The sequence below is a fragment of the Xanthomonas sp. LMG 12462 genome (assembly GCF_009192885.1).
Lineage (GTDB): Bacteria > Pseudomonadota > Gammaproteobacteria > Xanthomonadales > Xanthomonadaceae > Xanthomonas_A > Xanthomonas_A sontii.
On the sequence record NZ_NMPP01000030.1, the window covers coordinates 109839 to 133386 of the forward strand.

Genomic DNA, 23548 nt, shown 5'->3' on the forward strand with positions numbered 1-23548 from the left:
CTGAAACACCACAAGACGGGGCGTCCAACGTCTTTCAACTCCCCGCTCTTAACGACTCTTTAATTTCAGCGGGAACGCAGTTACTATCGGTTCACCCTACGGTTTTGGCTCCGCATTTCGGCGCCCCGTCGGCCAGTTCGCAACCATATCGCATTCGGAGAGAGAGCCAATGATCTGCAAGACCACCAAACTGCGCGACGCAGTTTTGATCGCCCTTGCCGCGAGTACGGGCGGTGCCGCCAGCGCCGCGTTCGCACAGGACGCCAACAGCGGTACTACCACGCTCGACCGCATCGAAATCACCGGCTCGCGCATCAAGCGCGCCGACGTGGAGACGTCGCAGCCGGTCTTCAGCATGTCGCGCGAAGACATCCAGGCGCAGGGCCTGACCTCGATCGGCGACGTGCTGCAGAATCTGTCTGCCAACGGCTCCACGCTTAACTCCACCTATAACAACGGTGGTAACGGCGAAACCCGCGTCAGCCTGCGCAACCTCGGCTCCAATCGCACCCTGGTACTAGTCAACGGCCGCCGCTGGGTCGCTGGCACCGGTCTGGGCGGCGCCACCGATCTGAACACCATCCCGACCGCCGCCATCGAGCGCGTGGAAGTCCTGAAGGACGGCGCCTCGGCGATCTATGGCTCCGACGCGATCGCCGGCGTGGTCAACATCATCCTGCGCAAGGATTTCGACGGCGCCGAAGCAAACGCCTATTACGGCCAGTTCAGCAAGGGCGATGGCGCGCGCCAGAGCTTCGACGTGACCATCGGCAGCACCGGCGAACGCTTCAGCGCGCTGTTCGGCGCCGGCTACGTCAAGGAAGATCCGGTGATGGCCGGCGACCGCGCGATTTCCGCCGTGCCGATCTACAAGACGGGCACCGCCTTCGGCAGCACCACCAGCCCGAACGGTCGCTTCGCGGTGTGCAACGGCACCTTCGCCAATGGCGTGTGCAGCGGTACCCAGACCCGTCCGAACGGCACGACCGGCCAATTCGGCTACGACGCCGGCTCGACACCCGCCAACTGGCGCAACTGGGGCGCGGGCGTCAACGATCTCTACAACTTCGCCCCGGACAACTACCTGCTGACTCCGCAGGAGCGCAAGTCGATCTTCGGCCAGGCGATGTTCAAGATCACCGACAACGTCAGCTTCTCCGCACAGGCGACCTACAACAATCGCCAGTCCGAGCAGTTGCTCGCCTCGATGCCGATCGTGCTCGGCACAGGCCCCGGCGCCGGCGTCCAGGCCCGCACCATCGCGATCTCGCCGAATAGCATCTACAACCCGTTCGGCCGCACCGTCTCGCGCGTGCAGCGTCGCGCCACCGAAACCGGCGGCCGCAGCTTCAAGCAGAACGTCGATACTTTCGGCTTCGTCGGCGCCCTTGAGGGCAGCTTCGAGCTGGGCGATCGCTACTTCTCCTGGGATGCGGGCATGAGCTATGGCCGCAACGACCAGAACGACACCACCACCGGCCTGTTCAATCTGCTGTCGCTGCGCAACGCGGTGGGTCCGTCCTTCATCGACGCCACCGGCACCGCGCGTTGCGGCACCCCGGGTGCGATCGTCAACGGCTGCGTGCCGGCGAACCTGCTGGGCGGCGTCGGCGGCCTGACCCCGGAGATGCTGAACTACATCACCTTCGTCGCGCACGACGAATACCAGTACAAGATGAAGCAATACTTCGCCAACCTCACCGGCGAAGTCGCCGACCTGCCCGGCGGCACCCTGGCCTTCGCCGCCGGCGTGGAGCACCGTGCCGAAAGCGGCTACGACTCGCCGGACGCGCTGATCGCCTCGGGCAACACCACCGGCAACGTGCGTACCCCGACCTCGGGCGGCTATTCGCTGGACGAAGCCTACCTGGAAATCTCCATCCCGCTGCTCAAGGACGTGACCCTGTTCAAGGAGCTGGAATTCGACGTCGCAACGCGCTATTCGAAGTACGACACCTTCGGCAACACGGTCAACAGCAAGTTCGGTTTCAAGTGGAAGCCGATCGACGACCTGCTGATCCGCGGCAACTGGGCGCAGGGCTTCCGCGCGCCGTCGGTGTCCGAGCTGTTCCAGGGCGTCGCCGACAGCTTCGAGCAGATCGCCGACCCCTGCTCGACGACCTTCGGCGGCGGCTATGCGGGCCTGACCGCCGAACAGCGCGCGCGCTGCTCCGCGCAGGGCGTACCGGCGGGCGGCTACGACCAGGGCAACGCGCAGATCCGCATCAGCACAGGCGGCAACGTCAACCTGAAGCCGGAAACCTCCACCACCAAGACCCTCGGCTTCGTCTGGAGCCCGAGCTTCGTCAGCGGCTTCGACGTGTCGCTGGACTGGTGGCAGATCAAGCTGGAAAACACCATCACCAGCTTCAGCGGCCAGCGCATTCTGGACGATTGCGTGAAGGATGGGGTCGCTCAGGCCTGCTCGCTGTTCTCGCGTAACGCCGACGGTTCCATCAACGAACTGCTGTCCGCTGGCCTGAACATCGGCTCAACGCTGGTGGAAGGTTATGACATGACCGTCAACTACCGCCTGCCCGAGCAGTCGTGGGGCACGCTGTCCTTCAACTGGGATACCACCTACTACGCCCGGAACGAGGACAACAACGACGGCAACAACAAGGTCGGCGAGTACTCGGATCGCAACAATAACTGGCGCATCCGCTCCAACCTGTTGGCGCGCTGGGAGTTGGGCGATGTCGGCGCCACCTGGTCGATGCGCTACTACTCCAAGCAGGACGAACCCTGCCCGTTCAGCACCAACGACTATGGCTTCGGCCAACTCTGCAGCAACTTCAACACCAACCCGGACCTGTCCTACAACAAGCTGGGCGCCACCGTGTACAACGATGCGTCCTTCTATTGGAAGGCGCCCTGGAACGCGAAGATCACCCTGGGCGTGAACAACATCTTCGCCCGCAACCCACCGGTCTCGTACACGACCTTCGCCAACAGCTTCGATCCGCAGTACGAAGTGCCGGGCCGTTTCCTGTACATGCAGTACAACCAGAAGTTCTGATCCACTCGTCGTCGCGTCACCCGATGCAGCCCCGCAAGGGGCTGCATCTTTTTTTGGGCGACGGAACCGGTCGATTGCGACGGCAGTTCGATCCGGGGCTCCGGCGGGCGTCGGCTACGCCAGTCCCAGAGCGGAGCGTAACGGCTGCAGTTGCGCCGCATACGGCGCCCACACCCGCGCGCGATCCGCGCGCAGACCACCCTGCATCAGTCCGACGCTCGCCGTCGCGACCGCGCCATGAGCCCGCTCCAGATCCAGCATCTGCGGCTGGTACGGCAATCCGCAGAAGGCCGCGACCTGGCGCAACGTCGCCTCCGGCTGCGCGACCAGCGCTGCGTAATCGACCCGCAACAGTGCGTCGGGCAGGCTGCGCTCCCAATGCTGCATCAGCCGCTGGTGTGCAACGAAGTAGCCGGCCATTTCATGCTGCGTGTAGGAATAGCCGGCCACGCCCGAATACAGCACGCGCAGATTGGAGAAGCAGGTATCCATCGGATCGCGCGCCATCCACACGATCCTGGCTTGCGGCAACGCCTTGCGGATGAAGCCGACATTCAACGCATTGGCCGGCAGTTTCTCCACGAGGACATCCCGGCCCTGGACTGCCCACGCGGCCGCGTGCAGATAGTCGGCGCCTGCGCGGCGCAGCGCGTCCGAATCCAGGCGCGCGAGCATATCCAGCGAGAGCGCATCCCGCGCCGCGGTATTGGTGACGCCGCGCAGTTGCTCGGGAAACAGATAGGACTCGCCCACCGAGCGGACCTGGGAATGGCGCACGAGCATCTGTTCGAGCAGCGTGGTGCCGCTGCGGTGCATTCCCACGATGAAGATCGGACGCGGACCACCTTCCGTTATCGGCATCGGCTCGGCCAGATACGCCGGCGAACACCGCCGCTCGATGCCATCCAGCAAGGCCAGCGAATCGGACAGGCGGTAATCGATGCGCCGGCGCGCGCTGCCGCATGCCTGCTCCAGTGCCTGCCATGCCTCGGCGTGCTCGCCCAGATCGTGCAGTTCCTTGTGCAGGGCGAAATTCAGATAGGTTTCGCCCATGGAACCTGGCGGACAGCGCCTCAGCGCGTCGCGCAGGCGGCCCACATGATTGGACGCGTGCCGCTGGGTATGCAGCGCGGCCATCATCCAGAACGCCTGCGCCATCGCCGGATCGGCACGTAATGCCGCTTCGTAGTGGATTTCGGCACCGTTGCGGTCGCCGAGGAAGAACAACAGGTTGCCCTTGAAGTACAACGAAGCGGCATGCCCCGGCGCAAGACGCAGGCCGCGCTCCACCAGGGTCAATGCCAGCGCGTGCTCGCCGATGTCGCTCAGCAGCACCGCCGCTTCGGCCAGTTGCTGCGGCGACATGGCCGAGAGCAACGACTGATCGCGCAACAGCGCGATCAGTCGCTCGTATTCGTTGAAATGGCGCAGGCGCCTGGCCAGTTCGAACGCCTGTGCCGGGCTCAACCGGGACATCGCGGCCAGCCTCATCGTCGCGGTCTTGGCCTCCGCATGGCGTCCCAGCACCAGAAGGGCGTGCGACAGGCCCAGATAGCCATCGGCCTGGTCCGGCGCCAGCGCCACGGCCTGCGCGAACGCGACCTCGGCACGATCGAACCGCCGCGCTGCGATCGCACTGCGGCCCTGGGCCAGCAACGCGCCGATCTGCTCATCGGAGCCGGTCATCATCTTCCTTCAGGATTGCCTGGGCGGTGACGCGCGCCGGCCCGGCCTCAGCCCGGAATCAAGGTCACGATGACGTGTTCGACGTAGGCCTCGAAGTCCTCGCGCGCCTGCTTGGGCTGGTGCAATTGCAGCGAAAGCTGCAGGAAGCCGACGTAGGCGGCATAGGCCAGGCGTGCGCGATGTTGCGCATCGGTCCGGCTGAGCCCGGCCTGGCGGAACGAGGCGATCAGATACTCCATGCGCCGCTGCGAGACCCGGTCGATCACCGGCCGCACCGCGGGATGATCGAGCGCCTTCAGCAACTCGCTGTAGATGATGTGCGGCTTGACCTCGTGCGCGACCAGTTGGAACAGCGCGCGCAGCCGCGTGCGCGGATCCGGCACCTCTTCCAGGCTGCCGAACACCTGCTGCTGCTCGACCAGTTCCCAGCGCTCCAGCGCGGCCTGCAGCAGCGCATCGCGCGAGGGGAAGTGCCAGTAGAAGCTGCCCTTGGTGACGCCCAGGCGCCGCGCCAGCGGCTCCACCGCCACCGCGCTGACGCCCTGTTCGGCGATCAGGTCCAGGGCGGCCTGCGCCCAGTCTTCGGCACTGAGCCGGTTGTTGCGGCCACCGCCGGAAGCGGCGCCGTCGTCGGAGGAAGGAGCGGGCGCGGTATTCATCCGTGGATTTAACCATACGGGGACGTCGGTTGCAGTATGTGGCCTTCACGAGGGCGGCGCAAATGCCCGGCAGCATTGGCTTTTCGCACCCATACTGCATCGTATTGACATGCCGCGCAGAGCAACCATACTATCTCGTATGGTTTCCGCTTCCGCCACCATCCCGCATGCCGCCTCGGCTACCCTCTCGGGTGCCGGCGAGCTGGCGCTGGCCGCGACCGTCACCGGTCCCGGCGAGGCCGGATCGGTGCTGTTCGCGCATGGCTTCGGCCAGACCAAGCATGCCTGGTCGGCGACCGCCGCGGCGCTGCAGGCGCACGGCTACCGCAGCGTCGCCTATGACGCGCGCGGCCATGGCGATTCGGCGCGCAACCCGGCGGACCTGCCCTATCGCGGCGAGCAATTCACCGACGACCTGATCGTGGTCGCTGGCGAGATGTCGCCGCCACCGGTGCTGGTCGCCGCCTCGATGGGCGGGCTGTTCGGGCTGATCGCCGAATCGCGCTGGCCGGGCCTGTTCCGCGCGATGGTGCTGGTGGATATCACCCCGCGCTGGCAGCCGGCCGGGGTCGAGCGCATCCTCGCCTTCATGACCGCGCACCCCCATGGCTTCGCCAGCCTGGACGAGGCCGGCGACGCGATCGCCGCCTACCTGCCGCAGCGCGCGCGCAAGTCGCCCGAGGCGCTGCGCAGCGTCCTGCGGCAACACCCCGACGGCCGCTGGTACTGGCACTGGGACCCGCGCCTGGTCGAAGAGCTGGCGCGCGACAGCGACCAGCACCAGGGAGCGATCGCGCAGGCCGCCGCACACGTGCAGTGCCCGCTGCTACTGATCAGCGGCGGCCGCAGCGATCTGGTCACGCCGCAGACCATCGAAGAGTTCCTGTCGCTGGTGCCGCATGCGCAGCATGCGCATCTGCCCGAAGCCACGCATATGCTGGCCGGCGACGACAACGCCGCATTTACCGCCACTGTGTTGCACTACCTGGACGCCCTGCCACCGGCCTGCGCCGGCGCATCGTCCGCCGTCACCGAGTACCTCCCCGGAGCACGCCCATGAGCATCATTGCCCCCTTCCTCGTGTTGTTGCTGGCCGGCGCGTTCGCCGCCTATCACCGCATGCGGCTCGCCGTCTGGGCCGCGTTGAGCGCCACGCTGCTGGTCGCGTGCTGGCTGCTCGGCGCCAACCACGTCGCCGCCATCGTCGCGGCCGTCGTGCTGGCGGTGGTCGCGATGCCGCTGCTGTTGCCGTTCGTGCGCAAGCCGCTGCTCACCGCGCCGATGCTGAAGGTGTTCCGCAAGGTGCTGCCGCCGCTGTCGCAGACCGAGCGCATCGCTCTGGAAACCGGCTCGGTCGGCTTCGAAGGCGAGCTGTTCACCGGCGACCCGGACTGGCAGAAGCTGCTGAACTATCCCAAGCCGCAGCTGACCGCCGAAGAGCAGGCCTTCCTCGATGGCCCGGTGGAAGAGCTGTGCCGGATGACCAACGACTGGGAAATCACCCACGTCCACGCCGACCTGCCGCCGGAGATCTGGAGCTTCATCAAGAAGAACAAGTTCTTCGGCATGATCATTCCGAAGGAATACGGCGGTTTGGGCTTCTCCGCGCTGGCCCACCACAAGGTGATCCAGAAGATCGCCTCGGTCTCCAGCGTGGTCAGTTCCACCGTCGGCGTGCCCAACTCGCTGGGCCCGGGCGAACTGCTGCTGCATTACGGCTCCAAGGAGCAGAAGGACTACTACCTGCCGCGTCTGGCGGTGGGCCAGGAAGTGCCCTGCTTCGGCCTGACCGGTCCGTTCGCCGGCTCCGATGCCACCTCGATCCCCGACTACGGCATCGTCTGCAAGGGCGAGTGGAACGGCGCCAACGTGCTCGGCGTCAAGCTGACCTTCGACAAGCGCTACATCACCCTGGCCCCGGTGGCGACCCTGGTCGGCCTGGCGTTCCGCATGTACGACCCGGAAGGCCTGATCGGCGACACCAAGGACATCGGCATCACCCTGGCGCTGCTGCCGCGCGAGACCCCGGGGGTCGAGATCGGCCGCCGCCACTTCCCGCTGAACTCGCCGTTCCAGAACGGCCCGATCCATGGCCGCGAAGTGTTCATCCCGCTGAGCCAGTTGATCGGCGGCGTGGAAATGGTCGGCAAGGGTTGGAACATGCTCAACGAGTGCCTGGCCGTCGGCCGCTCGATCACCCTGCCCTCCACCGCCAGCGGCGGCGCCAAGTTCGGCGCGGTCGTCACCGGCGCGTATGCGCGCATCCGCAAGCAGTTCGGCCTTTCGGTCGGCCGCTTCGAAGGCGTGGAAGAGGCGCTGGCGCGGATCGGCGGCAAGGCCTATGCGATCAGCGCGCTGTCGCAGGCCACCGCCGCGGCGGTGGACCGCGGCGACGTGCCGTCGGTGCCGTCGGCGATCGCCAAGTACCACTGCACCACGATGAGCCGCGAGGTCATCAGCGACGTGATGGACGTGGTCGGCGGCAAGGGCATCATCCTCGGCCCGCGCAACTTCGCCGGCCGCAGCTGGCAGGCCGCGCCGATCGCGATCACCGTGGAAGGCGCCAACATCATGACCCGCAGCCTGCTGATCTTCGGCCAGGGCGCGATCCTGTGCCATCCGTGGGTGATGAAGGAGATGAAGGCCGCCGGTAATCCGGATCACAAGGCCGGCGTCGACGAGTTCGACCGCAACCTGTTCGGCCACATCGGCTTCGCCATCTCCAACGCGGTGCGTTCGCTGTGGTTCGGCCTGACCGCCGCGCGCATCGGCGCCGCGCCGGGCGATGCCTACACCCGCCGCTACTTCCGCAAGCTGGACCGCTACTCGGCGAACCTGGCGCTGATGGCCGACGTGTCGATGCTGATGCTCGGCGGCAAGCTGAAGTTCAAGGAGTCGCTGTCCGGACGCCTGGGCGATGTGCTGAGCCACATCTACATGACCAGCGCCATGCTCAAGCGTTACCACGACGACGGCGCGCCGGCCACCGACCAGCCGCTGCTGGCCTGGGCCTTCCACGACAGCGTGCACAAGATCGAGCTGGCGCTGTCGGCGGCGCTGCGCAACTTCCCGATCCGTCCGGTCGGCTGGCTGATGTGGGCGCTGATCTTCCCGTGGGGCCGCCGCGCCGAAGCGCCGGGCGACCGCCTGGGCCACCGCGTCGCCGCGCTGCTGATGACGCCGAACGAAGCCCGCGATCGCCTGGGCCAGGGCGTGTTCCTGACCCCGTGCGAGAACAACCCCGGCGGCCGCATCGCCAGCTACCTGACCAAGGCGGTGCTGGCCGAGCCGGTGGAGCGCAAGTTCCTGAAGGCGCTCAAGAGCAAGGGCATCGAATCGCTGGACTTCGTCTCGCAGTTGGACGAGGCGGTGCGCCAAGGCGTGCTGTCGGCCGACGAGCGCCGTCAGCTGGAGGAGCTGCGCGAGATCACCATGGACACGATCAGCGTCGACGACTTCGACACCGACGAGCTGCGCTCGGCGAGCTACTACCAGCGTGCCGCGGCGGCGGCCGACGACGGGCATTCGCGCGAAGCGGCCTGATCGTCCTGGCCATGCGACACCCACGACGGCGGACTTCGGTCCGCCGTCGTGCGTTCGGGGGAACTGCAATGAGCCGACTGCTCTCGCTCTACCGCCGCATGCAAGGCTGGCCCGGGGGATCCTGGCTGTTCTCGCGTGCGGTGTGCTTCAAGGCGCCCTACTTCGCCAGCATCGCCCCGCGCATCACCGTCTTGGAGCCGGGCCGCTGCGAGGCGCGCATCGCGCACCGGCGGCGGGTCAGCAACCACATCGGCACGGTACACGCGATCGCCCTGTGCAACCTGGCGGAACTGGCCGGTGGAGTGATGGTCGACGCCAGCCTGCCGCCGTCGATGCGCTGGATCCCCAAGGGCATGCAGGTGGACTACCGCAGCAAGGCGCTCGGCCCGATGCATGCGGTGGCTACGCCGGACGTGGCGATCGTCGCCGCCGAGCGGGGTTACGACCTGCCGGTCAGCGTGGAGATCCGCGATACGCACGAGCACGTGGTGTGCTTCGCGCGCATCGCCATGTGGGTGTCGCCACGCGCGCCGGCCACGGCCTCGCCCTGATCGCAGCGTCGCGTGCGCGGTGCGCGGTACGTGGCTCAGTACGCCAGCAGCACGGCCGCGATCGCCAGCGCCGCCGGCAGCGCCTGCACGAACACGATGCGGCGGCTGACGCTCCAGCCGCCGTACAGGCCGGCCACGACCACGCAGCCGAGGAAGAACAGCATCACGTCGACCCGCTGCGCGACCAGGCCCCAGGCCAGGCCGGCGGCGAGGAAGCCGTTGTAGAGCCCCTGGTTGGCCGCCAGCACGCGCGTGGCCTGCGCCTTCTCCGGCGAATTGCGGAACACCTTCATGCCCAGCGGACGCGTCCACAGGACCATCTCCAGCACCAGGATGTACACGTGCAGCAGCGCGACCAAGCATACGAGAATCGAAGCCAGCAGGGTCATGCGCGCGTCCATTGGCAGGAAAGGATGCACAGCATAGCGGTTGCCGCGGCGGCCGGCACCACGGCGACGCGACCTGCTGGGCGCGGACTCAACGCGTCGCCGCTGTCTTCGCCGCAACTGGGGCGGTGCTTTCGACCGCACGCGCCAGGCGCCAGCCGATGGCGCCGGAAAGCGCCGCTGCCAACGCGGCCAACGCGGCGAAACCTTGCACTCCCACGCCCAGGCCGCGCAGGCCGATCATCGCCGACGAGACGGCCACGTCACCAGCACGCCACACCGCCGTATCCACCGCGTTCTTGCCTTGGTAGCGCAACTGCCGCGGCACCCGCGTATAAAGGGATTCGCGCGCGGGGCCGACCATGCCGTAGGTCAGCGAACGGGTGATCACCACCGGCAACACCACCCATGGCACGATCCACACTGCCAGCGCATAGGGATCGGGCGACAGCGCCGTGGTCACCAGCGCACCCACGCTGATCAACGCCCACAGCGCGATCACCATGCCGGCACCCTTCTTCATCAGCAGCCAGCGGGTCAGCGTGATCTGCACGGCGACCTGCAGCACATTGGTCAGCATGTCGATATTGGCGGCGAACTCTGTTCGATCGACCGCGTTGTGGAAGGTGGCCCCGGAGTAATCGGTCATCAGCGCGTAGCCGGCCGTGCCGATGCAATCGCCCAGCAGCATCAGCAGCGCCATCCCCCGCATGAACGGATTCGCCAGGATCTGTTTGAGACCGTCGAACATGCCGCCACCGACCGCCGCCTCGTGGCCGACGTCGTGGCGGCGCGCGCCATGCACCCGCGCCCAGCGCCCGAGCAGGATCACACATGCCAGCGCCACGCCCAACAGCGCCGCCGAGACCACCAGCAACGGCGCCACGCCGATCACCCCGACCAACCCACGGGTCAGCAGCGGGCCGGCTACCGCGCCGGCCGTACCGCCCAGGCCGATCAGCGGGAACAGCCGCCGCGCCTGCTCGTTGCTCCAGATGTCGGCCATGAAGCTCCAGAACACCGACACCACGAACAGGTTGAACACGCTGACCCAGACGAAGAACACGATGCCCAGCGCACGCGGACTGAGTCCGCCGTAGCCGCTGAATAGCGGCACGAAGCCGAACAGGCACAGCGCGAAGAACACGTATACCGCCGGGACCACGATCCGCCGCGGCCAAAGCGCCGCCATCCACGCGAACAGCGGGGTCAGCAGCAACGTGGCGACGAAGGTCGCCATGTAGAACCAAGGGAGCTGGGTCGAGCCGACAGCCGCGGCAAGTTGTTCGCGCACCGGCCGGATCACGTAGTACGCCGACAGCACGCAGAAGAAGTACACGAAGGACAGCAGCACTGCGCGCAGCTCGCCGGTGTGGACGCGCTTGTTTTCCGCTTGCATCGGCTCGCCGTTCGCCGCCTGGTTGCGCGCAAGGTATCCGATGCACTGCAACATCGCCAGCGCGGGCGCCGTGCGAGTCCCCGGGATATGCCGCGCCGCCGCACGCCACCACGCGCGCCGAGCATATGCTCTATCCCCGGCGACTAGCGTCGGCGCCAGGAACTCAGGGGACACCGCGGGTGTACGACTACATCATCATCGGCGCAGGCTCGGCCGGCTGCGTGCTCGCCAACCGCCTGAGCGAGGACCGCGACTGCAAGGTGCTGCTGATCGAGGCCGGGCCGCGCGACCGCAATCCCTTCATCCACATGCCCGCCGGCCTGGCGCGCCTGGCCAGCAACCGCCGCATCAACTGGAACTACCTGACCGAGGCCGAGCCGGCCTTGAACGACCGCCGCCTGTGGTGGCCGCGCGGCAAGGTGCTGGGCGGCTCCAGCTCGATCAACGCGATGTGCTACGTGCGCGGCGTGCCCGCCGACTACGACGACTGGGCGGCCGACGGCGCCGACGGCTGGGACTGGCGCGGCGTGCTGCCCTACTTCCGCCGCAGCGAATGCAACAGCCGCGGCGGCGATGCGCTGCACGGCGGCGACGGCCCGCTGCACGTCTCCGACCTGCGCTACCACAACCCGCTCTCGGACGTGTTCATCGCGGCCGCGCAGGAAGCGGGCTTCCCGCACAATCCCGATTTCAACGGCCCGCAGCAGCAAGGCGTGGGCCTTTACCAGGTCACCCAGAAGGACGGTGCACGCTGCTCGGCGGCGGTGGCCTACCTGGCGCCGGCGCGCGCGCGGGACAATCTGCAGGTGGTCACCGACGCGCTGGTGCTGCGCCTGCTGATCGAAGGTGGACGCGTGGTCGGCGTCGCCTATGCGCAGGACGGCCGCGAGGTGCAGGCGCGCGCCGCGCGCGAAGTGCTGCTCAGCGCCGGCGCGGTGAACTCGCCGCAGCTGCTGATGCTCTCGGGCATCGGCCCGGCCGATGCGCTGCGCCGCCACGGCATCGCGGTGCAACTGGACCAGCCGCAGGTCGGCGCCAACCTGCAGGATCACCTGGACGTGTGCACGCTGTACCGCACCCGCCCGGGGATCAGCTACGACCGTCGCAACCAGGCCAAGATCGCCTTCGACTATTTCCTGCGTGGACACCGCGGCGCCGGCAGCAGCAACATCGCCGAGGCCGGCGGCTTCATCCGCTCGCCGTTGGCGCCGGACGCGCGCGCCGACATCCAGTTGCACTTCGTGCCGGCCATGCTCGACGACCACGGCCGCAACCGCCTGCCCGGCGACGGCTTCACCCTGCACGCCTGCCACCTGCAGCCGCGCAGCCGCGGCCGCATCGCGCTCAACGACGCCGACCCGCGCACGCCGGCGCGGATCCAGGCCAACTATCTGAGCGATCCCGACGGCTTCGACCTGCGCATGCTGGTGGAATGCGCGCGCCTGGCGCGGCACATCCTGCAGCAGCCGGCGTTCGATGCATGGCGCGGCGCGCCGCTGCTGCCGGCACGCGAGGACCTGGACGAGGCCGGGCTGGTCGCCTTCATCCGCGCCAAGGCCGAAACCATCTACCACCCGATCGGCACCTGCCGGATGGGCCGCGATGCGCAGGCGGTGGTCGACCCGCAGCTGCGCCTGCGCGGTCTCGACGGCCTGCGCGTGGTCGACGCCTCGGTGATGCCGCGCCTGGTCAGCGGCAACACCAACGGCCCGACGATGATGATCGCCGAGCGTGCTGCGGATCTGATCCGTGGGCGGGCTGTGCTGCGGGAGGGGTGAGGCGGCGGCTGCGGGGGATGCACGACGCTGCGCGGAGGGGGGCGAGCGCACGAGTATCGCGGCGGTAGATCCGCTACTGGGCGACCTACCCTCACCCCAACCCCTCTCCCGGGGGGAGAGGGGCCAGGCAAAGCCGTGCGCGGCACGGCGATTGCATGTCCGTGGGCATCCGCCGCAGTCCCCGCCACCACTCCGCCGGCAGGCCTGCACAGCCCCGTCCGAGGCGGGAAATCCCCAGCAGGATCAAGGCGATGCCTATTCATCTTCTCCCAGTTTGTGCATTCGAGAAATCCGGCGCTAGAATCGTGGCCGGCAGCACCTCACAGGCCTCAGGCGCAATGACACAGAACAGCAGGCACCGGCTCCTTCGACCGGTGGCAACCGGGTTGCTGGGGGCATTGCTGCCCTTTGCGATGTCCTCCACCGCACAGACGCCGGCGCCCGCACAACCGCTGCCGCCGCCGCTGCACACCGAAGCCACGCGCTACACCTCGCCGACCCAGCCGCTGCCCTACCGCGCTTCGCTCACCCAGAGCCAGGTGCTGCCGCTGGCCAAGGACTTCGATGTCGCCGCGCTGGAGTCGGTGGCCGAACAGTTGACCTATGGCGAGCGCGTGCCCGGTCTGGCGATGGCCATCGTGCACAACGGCCAGGTGCTCAGCGCGCGCGGCTACGGCGTCACCGACGTCAACCGCCCCGAGCAGGTCGATGCGCACACCGTGTTCCGCCTGGCCTCGCTGTCCAAGGCGTTCGCCGGCACCATGGCCGGCCTGCTGGTCAACGACGGCACCCTGCGCTGGGACAGCAAGGTCGTCGACTACGTGCCCGGCTTCCAGCTCAGCGACCCGGTCGCCACGCGCCAGTTGAACGTCGCCGACCTGCTCAGTCACCGCGTCGGCCTCACCTACAACGCCTACGACCGCGACGTCGAATCCAACATCGACTACTACACGCTCAGCCACAAGCTGGCCTATGCGCCGCTGAAGTGCGCGCCGGGCGAGTGCTACGCCTACCAGAACGTCGCCTTCAGCCTGATCGGCGACGTGGTGTTCGCCGCGTCCGGCAGCTTCTACGAGCAGTCGGTGGAGCGGCGCATCTTCAAGCCGCTGGGCATGAACGACGCCAGCATGGGCCTGGCTGGCATCCAGGCCAGCCCGCGCTGGGCGCGCCCGCACGTGCGCAGCCGCAACGGCTGGGTCTCGCTGACGCCCAAGCCGACCTACTACCGCCTGGCGCCGGCCGCCGGCGTCAACGCCAGCATCAGCGACATGGCGCAGTGGTTGATCGCGCAGACCGGGCATCGTCCCGACGTGCTGCCGGAGCCGCTGCTGGCGACCCTGCACGCGCCGCTGATCCTCACCCCCGGCGAGATGCGCTCGGGCTGGCGCCGCGCCCGCGTCAACTCGGCCAGCTACGCGCTGGGTTGGCGCGTGTTCGACTACTCCGGCCACCAAGTGATCTTCCATGCCGGCGCGGTGCAGGGCTACCGCGGCCTGATCGCGCTGGTGCCGGAACGCGACCTCGGCGTGGCCATCCTGTGGAACGGCGAAAGCGGCCTGCCCTCGGGCCTGCTGCCGACCGTGCTCGACCGCGCCATCGGCCTGCCGGCGCAGCGCTGGCTGGACGTGGACACCGACTTCGGCAGCGACAACCTGATGGCCGAGCGTCCGGACCCGAAGGACAAGAAGGGCGCGTCCTCGTCCAAGTCGGTGGCCTCGCCGCACTGAGCGCGGCCTCCCGCAGCATCCTCGCAGAAGGCGGCGCAAGCCGCCTTTCTGCTGTCTGCAGCGCTGACCTGCGCCGCGTGTGCCCCTTCCCGGCTGGGACGCGGTGCCATTCCCGCAGCAACGACACGGCGCGGTCTCCGCCGCACTGACCGCGTGCTCGCGCAGCATCCTCGCGAACGGGCGCGCGAACCGCCTTTCTGCTGTCTACAGCGCTGACCTGCGCTGCGTGCGCCCTTCTTCCCGGCGCGGGGACGCAGTCCTGTCCCGGCTGCGGCGATGCACCGGAACGAGCGGGCCATAAAAGTGTGGCCGCAACGCCGACGTCATGCCTGGACGAACGATCGGCGACTGCGTCCCCCAGCGGCAGCAGGCGTTCGGAGCGCCCGCGTACGGCCGCGGTGAGGGTGGTGGCGCACCGCCGCTTCCAAGGTCGCGCACAGGGCGCACGCCGCGCCCTCTCGGCATTGTTCGCGATCCGGCATCTGGTGTCGCTGCACCCCGCATCGCCGCAGGCTGCCGTTGGCGTGCTGGCAACCCGGTGCACCATCGCCGACGTGCGCTGGGCAGCACGCGAGGCGCGACTGCAGGACACCTGCGATAACGACCGACGAGAAGCATCCTGCGGAAGTCGACTGTCGTGCAACCGCGACGCGCGAAGTGGTGGGTGCTTTCCGATGGCCCAATGCGTCGGGGCTGAAGCCCCTCCCACAGCCACCCGGCGAGCTCGCAAGCCACTGTGGGAGTCGCTTCAGCAGCGACGGGCATTCCAGACAAAGCCCGTCGTGGCTGAATCCGCTCCCACAGGGGTTTGCGGCGAACCCGCCGGGTGCACTGTGGGAGGGACTTCAGTCCCGACGACGGAGGGTGTCGGCCGGCTTTCGGCTTCGCCTGTCGCGGCTGCACCACAGTCGACTCCCACGGGACAGACTGCATCCGGCGGGAGTGTGGCGAAAGCAGGCGACCGGAGACTCCCCTCAGTCCACGGATACGCGGGGAACACCCGTGATGCGGAGTGGAGGCGGGCAAGGCGCGCTGACGCGCTGCAAGTGCCCATGCAACGTCTTGGCTGCATCGGCGAATGCCAGGCGTTCCGGCTGCTGTGGCTGCCCGGATCCCGACGGTCGGTCGATCCACGCCAGGGGCGATCCATTGCGCGCGATATGACGGCCTTTGCTGCCGCCTACCGTCGTGTCGTTGCCGGCGTAGCTGTCGCGTAAGTTCACGCCGACGATAACTGCCCGCGCCTCCCGGTACTCGCGCGGCTGCCCAGGCCGCACGTGCATGCCAGGGAGATCAGATGGATGCGTGGCCCTGCCCGCAGGCGCCGACCGTGGCACGGAGGCGACGCGGCTTGCCGCGTCGGTTGCCGATGCGACAGGCACAGGCGCGATGTCCACGTGGCAGCCTGGCAAGCAGGGCACAGGGAACGGGCAGCGTGGATCGGGAAGACGGACGCCGCGGGATCGTCGGACGAAGGCACCACGGGGGTACTCTCCGGTCGGGACTGAAGTGCCTCCCACAACCGGGACTGCGAGCACGCGCGGCAGGATGCCGCGCATAAAAAACTCCCTCCCCGCTGGGCACCGGGGAGAGAGTCTAGGAACAGCGATCGGGATGGATCAGATCAGCGGCGCGGGCGTGGCCGGCAGCGCGACCGGAGCGGCCTTCTTCTTGCGAGCGGCCGGCTTCTTCTTCGCCACGGTCTTCTTGGCGGTGGCCTTCTTCGCAGTTGCCTTCTTCGCGGCCGGCTTCTTGGCAGCCGACTTCTTCACCGTCTTCTTGGCAGCGGTCTTCTTGGTCGCAGCCTTCTTCGCGGTCTTCTTCACCGCCTTCTTGGCGACGGCCTTCTTCGCGGTCTTCTTGGTGGCGGCCTTCTTCGCCGTCTTCTTCACTGCCTTCTTGGCAACGGCCTTCTTGACCGCCTTCTTCACCTTGGCGACCTTCTTGGCCACCTTCTTGGCGACCTTCTTGACCGCCTTCTTTACCGAAACCTTCTTCGCTGCCGGCTTCTTGGCGGCAGTCTTCTTGACCGCCTTCTTAGCAGCCGGCTTTTTCGCAGCTTTTTTCGTCGCCATGGGATGGCTCCTCGTCAGTGAACTATGGATTGAAAATGCCCAGTTAAAGCAACCTCGCGGCGATGCTCCGCCTGCGGGAACCGCCGGCGCGCGCTGCGGGCCGGATCGGATACAGAAACACCCGTACCGGACGTCGATACGGGTGCGATGCCAGGGGAGACGTTGCGTTTCTCGGAGGGAAGCGACTCCAACTCCACCATCTTCGGGTTCCTGGCGGATGTCCAAGTTGTGCTTCGCGTTTTGATGTCGATCCGATTCACTCGCTTGCGCAGCAACGTCTGCTGGGCGAAACCTAATCACGGTTTTTTTTACTGTCAACACTTCTACGCAATTTTTTTTCCGATGGCGCGCGCGCCACCGACGCCGCATGCCGCACTGGCCGCCTTGCCGACGCCGCCGATCGCCGACGCCGACGCTGCGAGGAAAACGGCGCATGCAAAAAAAGCAGGGAAATTTCCGTGTTTTCTGCAACGACACACTGCCGCGATCGCCTTGCGGGCAGGCAGCGGCGAAGCGTCGACGGGAACCGCGGCGATGCACGCCAGCCTGTCCGCTAGCTGAAAAAAAAATTCGCGACCGCACGCGGTTCCGGCATCGCACAAGTGCAAATGCGCAAAAGTGCGCAAACTTTTTTGCGTCGTGCGGCGCTCACGACGCGCGCGATGCGTGCGTGCCGCGTCGCCGGGTGGTGCCACATCGCGCCACCGCGACACGACCTGCACGCACGTCGCCGACGCACCGCGACGCGCACGACTGCCCTCGCCCACCTCCATGCCAAGTCGCCAACGCGTCCTCCGGCGATGCCGTGCACGGTCGTGTCGACCGACGCAGCTCGCAGAGGTGATCGACTGGCGCCGGCACGCACCGCGCCGCCATGCATCGACGAAGCGAGCAGCGCGCACCGCATCGCCGATGCCCGCGCGTCGCCGACCCGCGTGGTGCCCCCATGCCGCGCCGCACCTGCGCCGCGTCGGAAAACCGGCGCCGGCCGACGCGCCGATCGTCGGCATCGGTCACCGCCAGACGCGACGGACACGCTGCGCTCGCGGTGCGCCCGGCGGCGAGCTCACATGGTCTTCGCAGCGACGCACCCAGCGACGCCGGCGACGCGCGTTCCGGGATCGCCATGCGGAGATGGCGCCTGCCGACGCGCGAACGCTGGCGACCGCGCCGAGCGCGCCCAAAAAGAAACCGGCCGCACTGGGCGGCCGGTTCGGGTATCGCGATGGGCGGTCGGCTCAGTGGCCGTCGTCCTCGAGCAGTTCGGCGTACTCGTCCGGCGACAGCAGTTCGTTCAACTGCTCGGCATCGTCCGCTTCCAGTACCAGGATCCAGCCTTCGCCGTAGGCGTCCTCGTTGATCGTTTCCGGCTTGTCGCTCAGCGCGGTGTTGACCTCGACGACCTTGCCGCTGAGCGGGCTGTACACGTCCGAGGCGGCCTTGACCGACTCGACCACGGCCACGCCGTTGCCGGCTTCGACGTGATCGCCGACGTTCGGCAGCTCGACGTAGACCAGGTCGCCGAGCAGGCCCTGGGCGTGGTCGGAGATGCCGATGGTCACGCGACCGTTACCTTCGACGCGGGCCCACTCGTGGGACTTGAGGAATTTGAGGTCGCCAGGGATCTCGCTCATGGGGCTGCTCCGGAAGAAGACGGTATCGAGGATGGGAGTCTAGTGTAGCGAACCGCGCGCTTGGGGACGAAGTCGCGCGCGGCGGACAGGACTCAGCCGAGCACGCCGGGCTGGACCTGGCCTTCGCGCACGAACGGGAACTTGACCACGCGCACCGGCACTTCCTTGCCGCGGATGTCCACGCGCACCGCACCCGGCTCGCCGGCCGGCACCCGTGCGAAGGCGATGGCCTTGCCCAGCGTCGGCGAGAAGGTGCCGGACAGGATCTCGCCGTCGCCGTTGGCGGTCAGCACCTTCTGCCCGTGGCGCAGCACGCCCTTCTCGTCCATCACCAGGCCGATCATCTGCCGCGGCGCGCCGCCGGCCTTCTGCGCTTCCAGCACAGCGCGGCCGATGAAGTCGCGGCCCTCGTCGAGGGTCACCGTCCAGGCCAGCGCGGCCTCGTAAGGCGAGACGCTGTCGTCCATGTCCTGACCGTAGAGGTTCATGCCCGCCTCCAGGCGCAGCGTATCGCGCGCGCCCAGGCCGGCCGGCTTCACCCCCGCACCGATCAGCGCCTCCCAGAACGCCGGCGCCTGCGCTTGCGGCAGCACGATCTCGAATCCGTCTTCGCCCGTGTAGCCGGTGCGCGCGACGAACAGCGGCACGCCCGCGTCCGAGGTCGCCTCGATCGCGGCGAAGCGACCGAGCTTCTGCGCCGCGGCACGATCCTGCTCGCGCAGCAGGCCGATCGCCTTGGCGCGCGCGTTCGGCCCCTGCACCGCGATCATCGCGAAGTCGTCGCGCTCGCGCACCTGCACGCCGAACGCCTGCGCCTGCTCGCCGATCCAGGCCAGATCCTTGGCGCGGGTGGCGGCGTTGACCACCAGGCGGAAGAACGCATCGGACATGTAATAGACGATCAGATCGTCGATCACCCCGCCCTGCGGGTTGAGCATGCAGGTGTACAGCGCCTTGCCCGGTACCTTCAGCTTGTCCACCGAATTGGCCAGCAGATGGCGCAGGAACGCGCGGACCTGCTCGCCGTGCAGATCGACCACGGTCATGTGGCTGACGTCGAACATGCCGGCGTCGCGGCGCACCTGGTGGTGCTCGTCGATCTGCGAGCCGTAGTGGATCGGCATGTCCCAGCCGCCGAAGTCGACCATCTTGGCGCCGAGGGCGCGGTGGCTGTCGTTGAGGATGGTCTTCTGGGTCATGGCGCGGGTCCGTGAGAAAAGTCCCCCATTATCGCTGGGGCGGAGCCGGGATTGGGGAATCGGGAATGGGGATTCGTCAGAGCGGCTTTCCTGGATCCGAAGGACTGGCGCTCGATCGCGCAGTGCCGTGGGAGCGGCTTCAGCGAAGGCCGGGATCGGGGAGTTGGGATTCGGGATTAGCAAGAGCGGGCGTCCTGAGCCGAAGGACGCGCGCTTGATCGCCGCTCCTACGCGCAGGAAGATTGGGAAGGTGGAGGTACCGCGCACTCGCGGCACCAATCCCCAATCCCGACTCCCCAATCCCGGCTTTCAAACCGCCTGGACCAGCAGCGTCATCCCGTCCACGCCGACGATGCGCACCGTGCTGCCGGCCGGCAGGTCGGGGCCGCCGACCACCCAGAAGGCATCGTCGACCTTGGCGCGACCGCGGCCGCCGTGGATCGGCTGATCCAGGGTCACCATGCGGCCGATCAATTGCTCGGCGCGGCGGTTGAGCAGCGGCTGGTCGCTGGTCCGGCCGCGGTTGCGGAACCAGGTGCGGTACACCTGGATCGAGACGAAGCTCAGCACCACGAACGCGCCGACCTGCAGCAGCAGGGAGATGTCCGGGAACACCAGCACGGCGAGGAACACCGCTGCGGCGGCGAAGCCCATCCACAGCATGAAGGCGCCCGGCGCCAGCGATTCGGCCGCGAACAGCAACAAGGTCAGGGCACCCCAGGCCACTACCTCAATGCGCATGGCTCAGACTCCGTTGCGCGGCGGCACGCGCGGCACTGCCGGCGGGGTGGCCTGCTTGTTCAGCGCCTCGCGCGCCAGTTCGGCGATGCCGGCGATCGAGCCGATGATGCCGCTGGACTCCATCGGCATCAGCACGAACTTCTGGTTCGGCGCGGTGGCCAGTTCCTTGAACGCCTCCACGTACTTCTGCGCGACGAAGTAGTTGATCGCCTGCACGTCGCCTTCGGCGATCGCCTTGGACACCATCGCCGTCGCCCGCGCTTCGGCCTCGGCCAGGCGCTCGCGCGCCTCGGCGTCGCGGAACGCGGCCTCCTTACGGCCTTCGGCCTCCAGCACCGCCGCCTGCTTCTCGCCGTCGGCGCGCAGGATCTCCGACTGCCGCGAGCCCTCCGCCTCGAGGATCTGCGCGCGCTTCTCGCGCTCGGCCTTCATCTGCCGGGCCATCGCATCGACCAGGTCGCGCGGCGGCTGGATATCGCGGATCTCGATGCGGGTGACCTTGATGCCCCACGGATTGGTGGCATGGTCGACCACGTTCAACAACTGCGCGTTGATGGTTTCGCGCTGGCTCAGCGATTCGTCCAGGTCCATCGAGCCGATCACGGTGCGGATGTTGGTCTGCACCAGCGCGATGGTGGCGATCTCCAGGTTGGAGACTTCATACGCGGCCTTGGCGGCGTCCAGCACCTGGAAGAACACCACGCCGTCCACGCGCACGACCGCGTTGTCCTTGGTGATGACGTCCTGGCTGGGCACGTCCAGCACCTGCTCCATCATGTTGACCTTACGCCCTACGCCGTACATCACCGGAATCAGGAAATGCAGGCCGGGCGACAGCGTGTGGGTGTAGCGGCCGAAGCACTCCACCGTCCACTGGTAGCCCTGCGGCACCATGCGCACGGCCTTGAACAGCAGGATCACGCCGGCGACCAGCAGGACCATGGCGAGGAAGAAGGAAGACGGCATCAGGTCGCTCCATTAACCAGAAAGAAATCGAATCCGCAGTATAGCCAGCGCACGTGCACGTGCCGGTCACCAGCGGATGCGGCCCAGCAGCATGTCCTTGAACATCACCCAGTCGCCGGCAAGCGAGTACAGCGGGTGCTTGAAGGTGGCGGGACGGTTCTTCTCGAACACGAAATGGCCGATCCAGGCGCAGCCGTAGCCGCAGACCGGCGCGACCCACAGCCAACGTGGCTGACCGGTGCACAGCGCCAGCAGCAGGCTCGCCAGCACGCCGAGGCTGCCGACGAAATGCAGCCGTCGCGACACCCGATGCCGGTGCTCGCTCAGATAGAACGGATAGAACTCGCGAAAACTGGAGAAGCGACGCATGCGATGGCCCTCCCGAGGCGACGCAGGCGTCCAGCATACGCCGGGAGCGCGGACATCGCGCGCTGCGCACGGATGCGACGCGCGGGTGTCATGCAGCCACAACGCGCACTTGGCGTGCTTTCCGATGATCCAATGGGTCGGGACTGAAGTCCCTCCCACCGTGCACCCACCGCATTCGCCGCAAGCGCCTATGGGAGCGGCCTCCGTCGTGCCGCGGTGCGACGAGGACGTGTATCGCGACCACGAGGCACCGCCCGTCGCGCCGTGACGTGTCCTGCGGAAGTCAACTGTCATGCAGCCACGACGCGCAACGTGGCGTGCTTTCCGATGAGCCAATGCGTCGGGACTGAAGTCCCTCCCACCGTGCACCCGCCGCATTCGCCGCAAGCGCCTGTGGGAGCGGCCTCAGCCCTGCCGCGGTGCGACGAGGACGTGTATCGCGACCACAGGGCACCGCCCATCACGCCGTGACGTGCCCTGCGGAGGCGCAACGGTCATGCAGCCACGACGCGCAACGTGGCGTGCTTTCCGATGAGCCAATGCGTCGGGACTGAAGTCCCTCCCACAGTGCACCCACCGCATTCGCCGCAAGCGCCTGTGGGAGCGGCCTCAGCCCTGCCGCGGCGCGAACATGATCACCGCCATGCCGGCCAGGCACAGGCCGGCGCCGAGCAGGTCCCAGCGCGTGGGGCGCATGCCCTGCACCGTCCACAGCCACAGCAAGGCGACGGCGACATAGACGCCGCCGTAGGCCGCATAGACGCGGCCGCTGGCGGCGGGATGCAGGGTCAGCAGCCAGACGAAGGCCGCCAGGCTGCCCGCGGCCGGCAACAGCAGCCAGGCGCTGCGCTGTTCGCGCAGCCACAGATAAGGCAGGTAGCAGCCGACGATTTCCGCCACGGCGGTCAGCACGAACAGCAGCAGGGTCTTCATCCGGCCGCGGCGCGCTCTTCGTCCTTGGCGCGCTGCCAATACGCCTCCTGCTGCGCCAGCGACAGGCCGTCGAGCGCGCCGCCGTCCTGCTGCGCCAGCCGCTCCATCGCGCGGAAGCGGCGCTCGAACTTGAGGTTGGCGTGGCGCAGCGCCGCACCGACATCGACCTTGGCATGCCGCGCCAGGTTGGCGCAGACGAACAGCAGGTCGCCGATCTCGTCCTGCAGGCGTGCCGGATCGACTGCGGCGCCATGCGCCAGTTCCGCGCGCACTTCCTCCAGCTCTTCCTGCACCTTGTCCAGCACCGGCGCGGGGCCGGGCCAGTCGAAGCCGACCCGCGCCGCACGCGACTGCAGCTTCAGCGCGCGCTGCCATTCCGGCAGGCCGCGGGCGATGCCGGCCAGTGCCGAGCCGTCGCGCTCGCCGGCGGCGGCGCGCTCGGCGCGTTTGATCTCTTCCCATTTCAGCGTCTGCTGTTCGGCATCGGCCACCTGACTGTCGCCGAACACGTGCGGGTGGCGGCGCACCATCTTGTCGCAGATCGCCGCGACCACGTCGTCGAAGCCGAACGCGCCCTGCTCGCGCGCCATCTGCGCATGGAACACCACCTGCAGCAGCAGGTCGCCGAGTTCGTCCTTCAGCCCGGCCAGGTCCTGGCGGTCGATCGCGTCGGCCACTTCGTAGGCCTCTTCGATCGTGTACGCGGCGATGCTGGCGAAGTCCTGCTCCAGGTCCCAGGGGCAGCCCTGCGCGGGATCGCGCAGGCGCGCCATGATGTCGAGCAGGGCGGGAAGATCGTAGCGAGTGGGGGTCACGGGCGGGTTCCGGTGCGACGGCACCGCTGCCGCCTGCCGCCTAGTGTGGCAGAGCGCGCGCCGTGCGG

General features: G+C 67.8%; 19 protein-coding genes. 7 read left to right on the forward strand and 12 right to left on the reverse strand.

What is annotated here, in order from left to right; all coding sequences use genetic code 11:
- Positions 1 to 169 precede the first annotated feature (169 nt).
- Complete coding sequence (locus CEK69_RS08710; RefSeq protein ID WP_152181735.1) at positions 170 to 3019, forward strand: TonB-dependent receptor; 2850 nt, start codon at positions 170 to 172, stop codon at positions 3017 to 3019.
- Between the two features lie 114 nt (positions 3020 to 3133).
- Here CEK69_RS08710 and CEK69_RS08715 read toward each other — a convergent pair whose 3' ends face one another.
- Together CEK69_RS08715 and CEK69_RS08720 are read right to left on the reverse strand one after the other, a co-directional pair.
- Positions 3134 to 4705, reverse strand: a complete 1572-nt coding sequence (locus CEK69_RS08715; protein ID WP_017912932.1) for a sulfotransferase — start codon at positions 4703 to 4705, stop codon at positions 3134 to 3136.
- 47 nt (positions 4706 to 4752) lie between these two features.
- On the reverse strand, positions 4753 to 5364 hold the full coding sequence (locus tag CEK69_RS08720) for a TetR/AcrR family transcriptional regulator (RefSeq protein ID WP_017910473.1): 612 nt from the start codon (positions 5362 to 5364) through the stop codon (positions 4753 to 4755).
- A gap of 139 nt (positions 5365 to 5503) precedes the next feature.
- Between CEK69_RS08720 and CEK69_RS08725 the strand changes: the two genes are divergently transcribed.
- The 3 genes from CEK69_RS08725 to CEK69_RS08735 all read left to right on the forward strand — a co-directional run bounded on the left by CEK69_RS08725 (position 5504) and on the right by CEK69_RS08735 (position 9458).
- Complete coding sequence (locus CEK69_RS08725) at positions 5504 to 6424, forward strand: alpha/beta hydrolase (RefSeq protein ID WP_152238171.1); 921 nt, start codon at positions 5504 to 5506, stop codon at positions 6422 to 6424.
- Positions 6421 to 8907 carry an acyl-CoA dehydrogenase gene (locus CEK69_RS08730; RefSeq protein WP_152245058.1) on the forward strand — a complete coding sequence of 829 codons (2487 nt, stop codon included), beginning with the start codon at positions 6421 to 6423 and terminating at the stop codon, positions 8905 to 8907. The genes CEK69_RS08725 and CEK69_RS08730 overlap by 4 nt, the downstream gene beginning before the upstream one ends.
- A 68-nt stretch (positions 8908 to 8975) precedes the next feature.
- On the forward strand, positions 8976 to 9458 hold the full coding sequence (locus CEK69_RS08735; RefSeq protein ID WP_152245060.1) for a hotdog fold domain-containing protein: 483 nt from the start codon (positions 8976 to 8978) through the stop codon (positions 9456 to 9458).
- Positions 9459 to 9493: 35 nt separating this feature from the next.
- On the opposite strand, the gene CEK69_RS08740 is transcribed toward CEK69_RS08735, so the two are convergent.
- Positions 9494 to 9847 (reverse strand): DUF1304 domain-containing protein, encoded by a 354-nt coding sequence (locus tag CEK69_RS08740; protein WP_152238169.1) that lies wholly within the window; start codon positions 9845 to 9847, stop codon positions 9494 to 9496.
- Positions 9848 to 9935: 88 nt separating this feature from the next.
- Positions 9936 to 11243, reverse strand: a complete 1308-nt coding sequence (locus CEK69_RS08745; protein ID WP_152245062.1) for an MFS transporter — start codon at positions 11241 to 11243, stop codon at positions 9936 to 9938.
- Positions 11244 to 11422: 179 nt separating this feature from the next.
- Here CEK69_RS08745 and CEK69_RS08750 point away from each other — a divergent pair, with 179 nt between their 5' ends.
- On the forward strand, positions 11423 to 13021 hold the full coding sequence (locus tag CEK69_RS08750) for a choline dehydrogenase (protein ID WP_152245064.1): 1599 nt from the start codon (positions 11423 to 11425) through the stop codon (positions 13019 to 13021).
- 338 nt (positions 13022 to 13359) lie between these two features.
- The gene (locus CEK69_RS08755) at positions 13360 to 14748 is read left to right on the forward strand and encodes a serine hydrolase domain-containing protein (protein WP_026143743.1); all 1389 of its coding nucleotides are present in this window, start codon (positions 13360 to 13362) and stop codon (positions 14746 to 14748) included.
- Between the two features lie 1619 nt (positions 14749 to 16367).
- Here CEK69_RS08755 and CEK69_RS08760 read toward each other — a convergent pair.
- Complete coding sequence (locus CEK69_RS08760) at positions 16368 to 16823, reverse strand: hypothetical protein (protein WP_010344200.1); 456 nt, start codon at positions 16821 to 16823, stop codon at positions 16368 to 16370.
- 264 nt (positions 16824 to 17087) lie between these two features.
- Here CEK69_RS08760 and CEK69_RS08765 point away from each other — a divergent pair, with 264 nt between their 5' ends.
- Positions 17088 to 17384, forward strand: coding sequence for a hypothetical protein (locus CEK69_RS08765; RefSeq protein ID WP_152245066.1), 297 nt, complete (start codon positions 17088 to 17090; stop codon positions 17382 to 17384).
- A 677-nt stretch (positions 17385 to 18061) separates the two neighbouring features.
- Here the strand turns inward: CEK69_RS08765 and gcvH are convergent.
- From gcvH to mazG, 7 genes are all read right to left on the reverse strand, one after another.
- Positions 18062 to 18457, reverse strand: a complete 396-nt coding sequence (gcvH, locus tag CEK69_RS08770; RefSeq protein ID WP_017910465.1) for a glycine cleavage system protein GcvH — start codon at positions 18455 to 18457, stop codon at positions 18062 to 18064.
- 92 nt (positions 18458 to 18549) lie between these two features.
- The gene (gcvT, locus tag CEK69_RS08775; RefSeq protein ID WP_017912924.1) at positions 18550 to 19656 is read right to left on the reverse strand and encodes a glycine cleavage system aminomethyltransferase GcvT; all 1107 of its coding nucleotides are present in this window, start codon (positions 19654 to 19656) and stop codon (positions 18550 to 18552) included.
- 309 nt (positions 19657 to 19965) lie between these two features.
- The gene (locus tag CEK69_RS08780) at positions 19966 to 20397 is read right to left on the reverse strand and encodes an NfeD family protein (protein WP_026144669.1); all 432 of its coding nucleotides are present in this window, start codon (positions 20395 to 20397) and stop codon (positions 19966 to 19968) included.
- A gap of 3 nt (positions 20398 to 20400) precedes the next feature.
- Entirely contained in the window at positions 20401 to 21366 is a 966-nt protein-coding gene (locus CEK69_RS08785; RefSeq protein ID WP_026144668.1) for an SPFH domain-containing protein, read from the reverse strand.
- A gap of 63 nt (positions 21367 to 21429) precedes the next feature.
- Positions 21430 to 21732: a DUF962 domain-containing protein gene (locus CEK69_RS08790; protein WP_152245068.1), complete on the reverse strand. Its 303-nt coding sequence runs from the start codon at positions 21730 to 21732 to the stop codon at positions 21430 to 21432.
- Between the two features lie 609 nt (positions 21733 to 22341).
- A complete protein-coding gene (locus CEK69_RS08795) occupies positions 22342 to 22665 on the reverse strand; it encodes a YnfA family protein (protein WP_017916569.1) in 324 nt (107 codons plus the stop codon).
- Entirely contained in the window at positions 22662 to 23438 is a 777-nt protein-coding gene (gene mazG, locus CEK69_RS08800) for a nucleoside triphosphate pyrophosphohydrolase (RefSeq protein WP_052250719.1), read from the reverse strand. Before mazG ends, CEK69_RS08795 begins: the two co-directional genes overlap by 4 nt.
- Between the last annotated feature and the right edge of the window lie 110 nt (positions 23439 to 23548).

Coding starts and splice junctions, on each gene's coding strand:
- CEK69_RS08710 (WP_152181735.1), top strand. CDS start 170: ATGATCTGCAAGACCACCAAACTGCGCGACGCAGTTTTGATCGCCCTT.
- CEK69_RS08715 (WP_017912932.1), bottom strand. CDS start 4,705: ATGACCGGCTCCGATGAGCAGATCGGCGCGTTGCTGGCCCAGGGCCGC.
- CEK69_RS08720 (WP_017910473.1), bottom strand. CDS start 5,364: ATGAATACCGCGCCCGCTCCTTCCTCCGACGACGGCGCCGCTTCCGGC.
- CEK69_RS08725 (WP_152238171.1), top strand. CDS start 5,504: ATGGTTTCCGCTTCCGCCACCATCCCGCATGCCGCCTCGGCTACCCTC.
- CEK69_RS08730 (WP_152245058.1), top strand. CDS start 6,421: ATGAGCATCATTGCCCCCTTCCTCGTGTTGTTGCTGGCCGGCGCGTTC.
- CEK69_RS08735 (WP_152245060.1), top strand. CDS start 8,976: ATGAGCCGACTGCTCTCGCTCTACCGCCGCATGCAAGGCTGGCCCGGG.
- CEK69_RS08740 (WP_152238169.1), bottom strand. CDS start 9,847: ATGACCCTGCTGGCTTCGATTCTCGTATGCTTGGTCGCGCTGCTGCAC.
- CEK69_RS08745 (WP_152245062.1), bottom strand. CDS start 11,243: ATGCAAGCGGAAAACAAGCGCGTCCACACCGGCGAGCTGCGCGCAGTG.
- CEK69_RS08755 (WP_026143743.1), top strand. CDS start 13,360: ATGACACAGAACAGCAGGCACCGGCTCCTTCGACCGGTGGCAACCGGG.
- CEK69_RS08760 (WP_010344200.1), bottom strand. CDS start 16,823: ATGGCGACGAAAAAAGCTGCGAAAAAGCCGGCTGCTAAGAAGGCGGTC.
- gcvH (WP_017910465.1), bottom strand. CDS start 18,457: ATGAGCGAGATCCCTGGCGACCTCAAATTCCTCAAGTCCCACGAGTGG.
- gcvT (WP_017912924.1), bottom strand. CDS start 19,656: ATGACCCAGAAGACCATCCTCAACGACAGCCACCGCGCCCTCGGCGCC.
- CEK69_RS08780 (WP_026144669.1), bottom strand. CDS start 20,397: ATGCGCATTGAGGTAGTGGCCTGGGGTGCCCTGACCTTGTTGCTGTTC.
- CEK69_RS08790 (WP_152245068.1), bottom strand. CDS start 21,732: ATGCGTCGCTTCTCCAGTTTTCGCGAGTTCTATCCGTTCTATCTGAGC.
- CEK69_RS08795 (WP_017916569.1), bottom strand. CDS start 22,665: ATGAAGACCCTGCTGCTGTTCGTGCTGACCGCCGTGGCGGAAATCGTC.
- mazG (WP_052250719.1), bottom strand. CDS start 23,438: ATGGCGCGCCTGCGCGATCCCGCGCAGGGCTGCCCCTGGGACCTGGAG.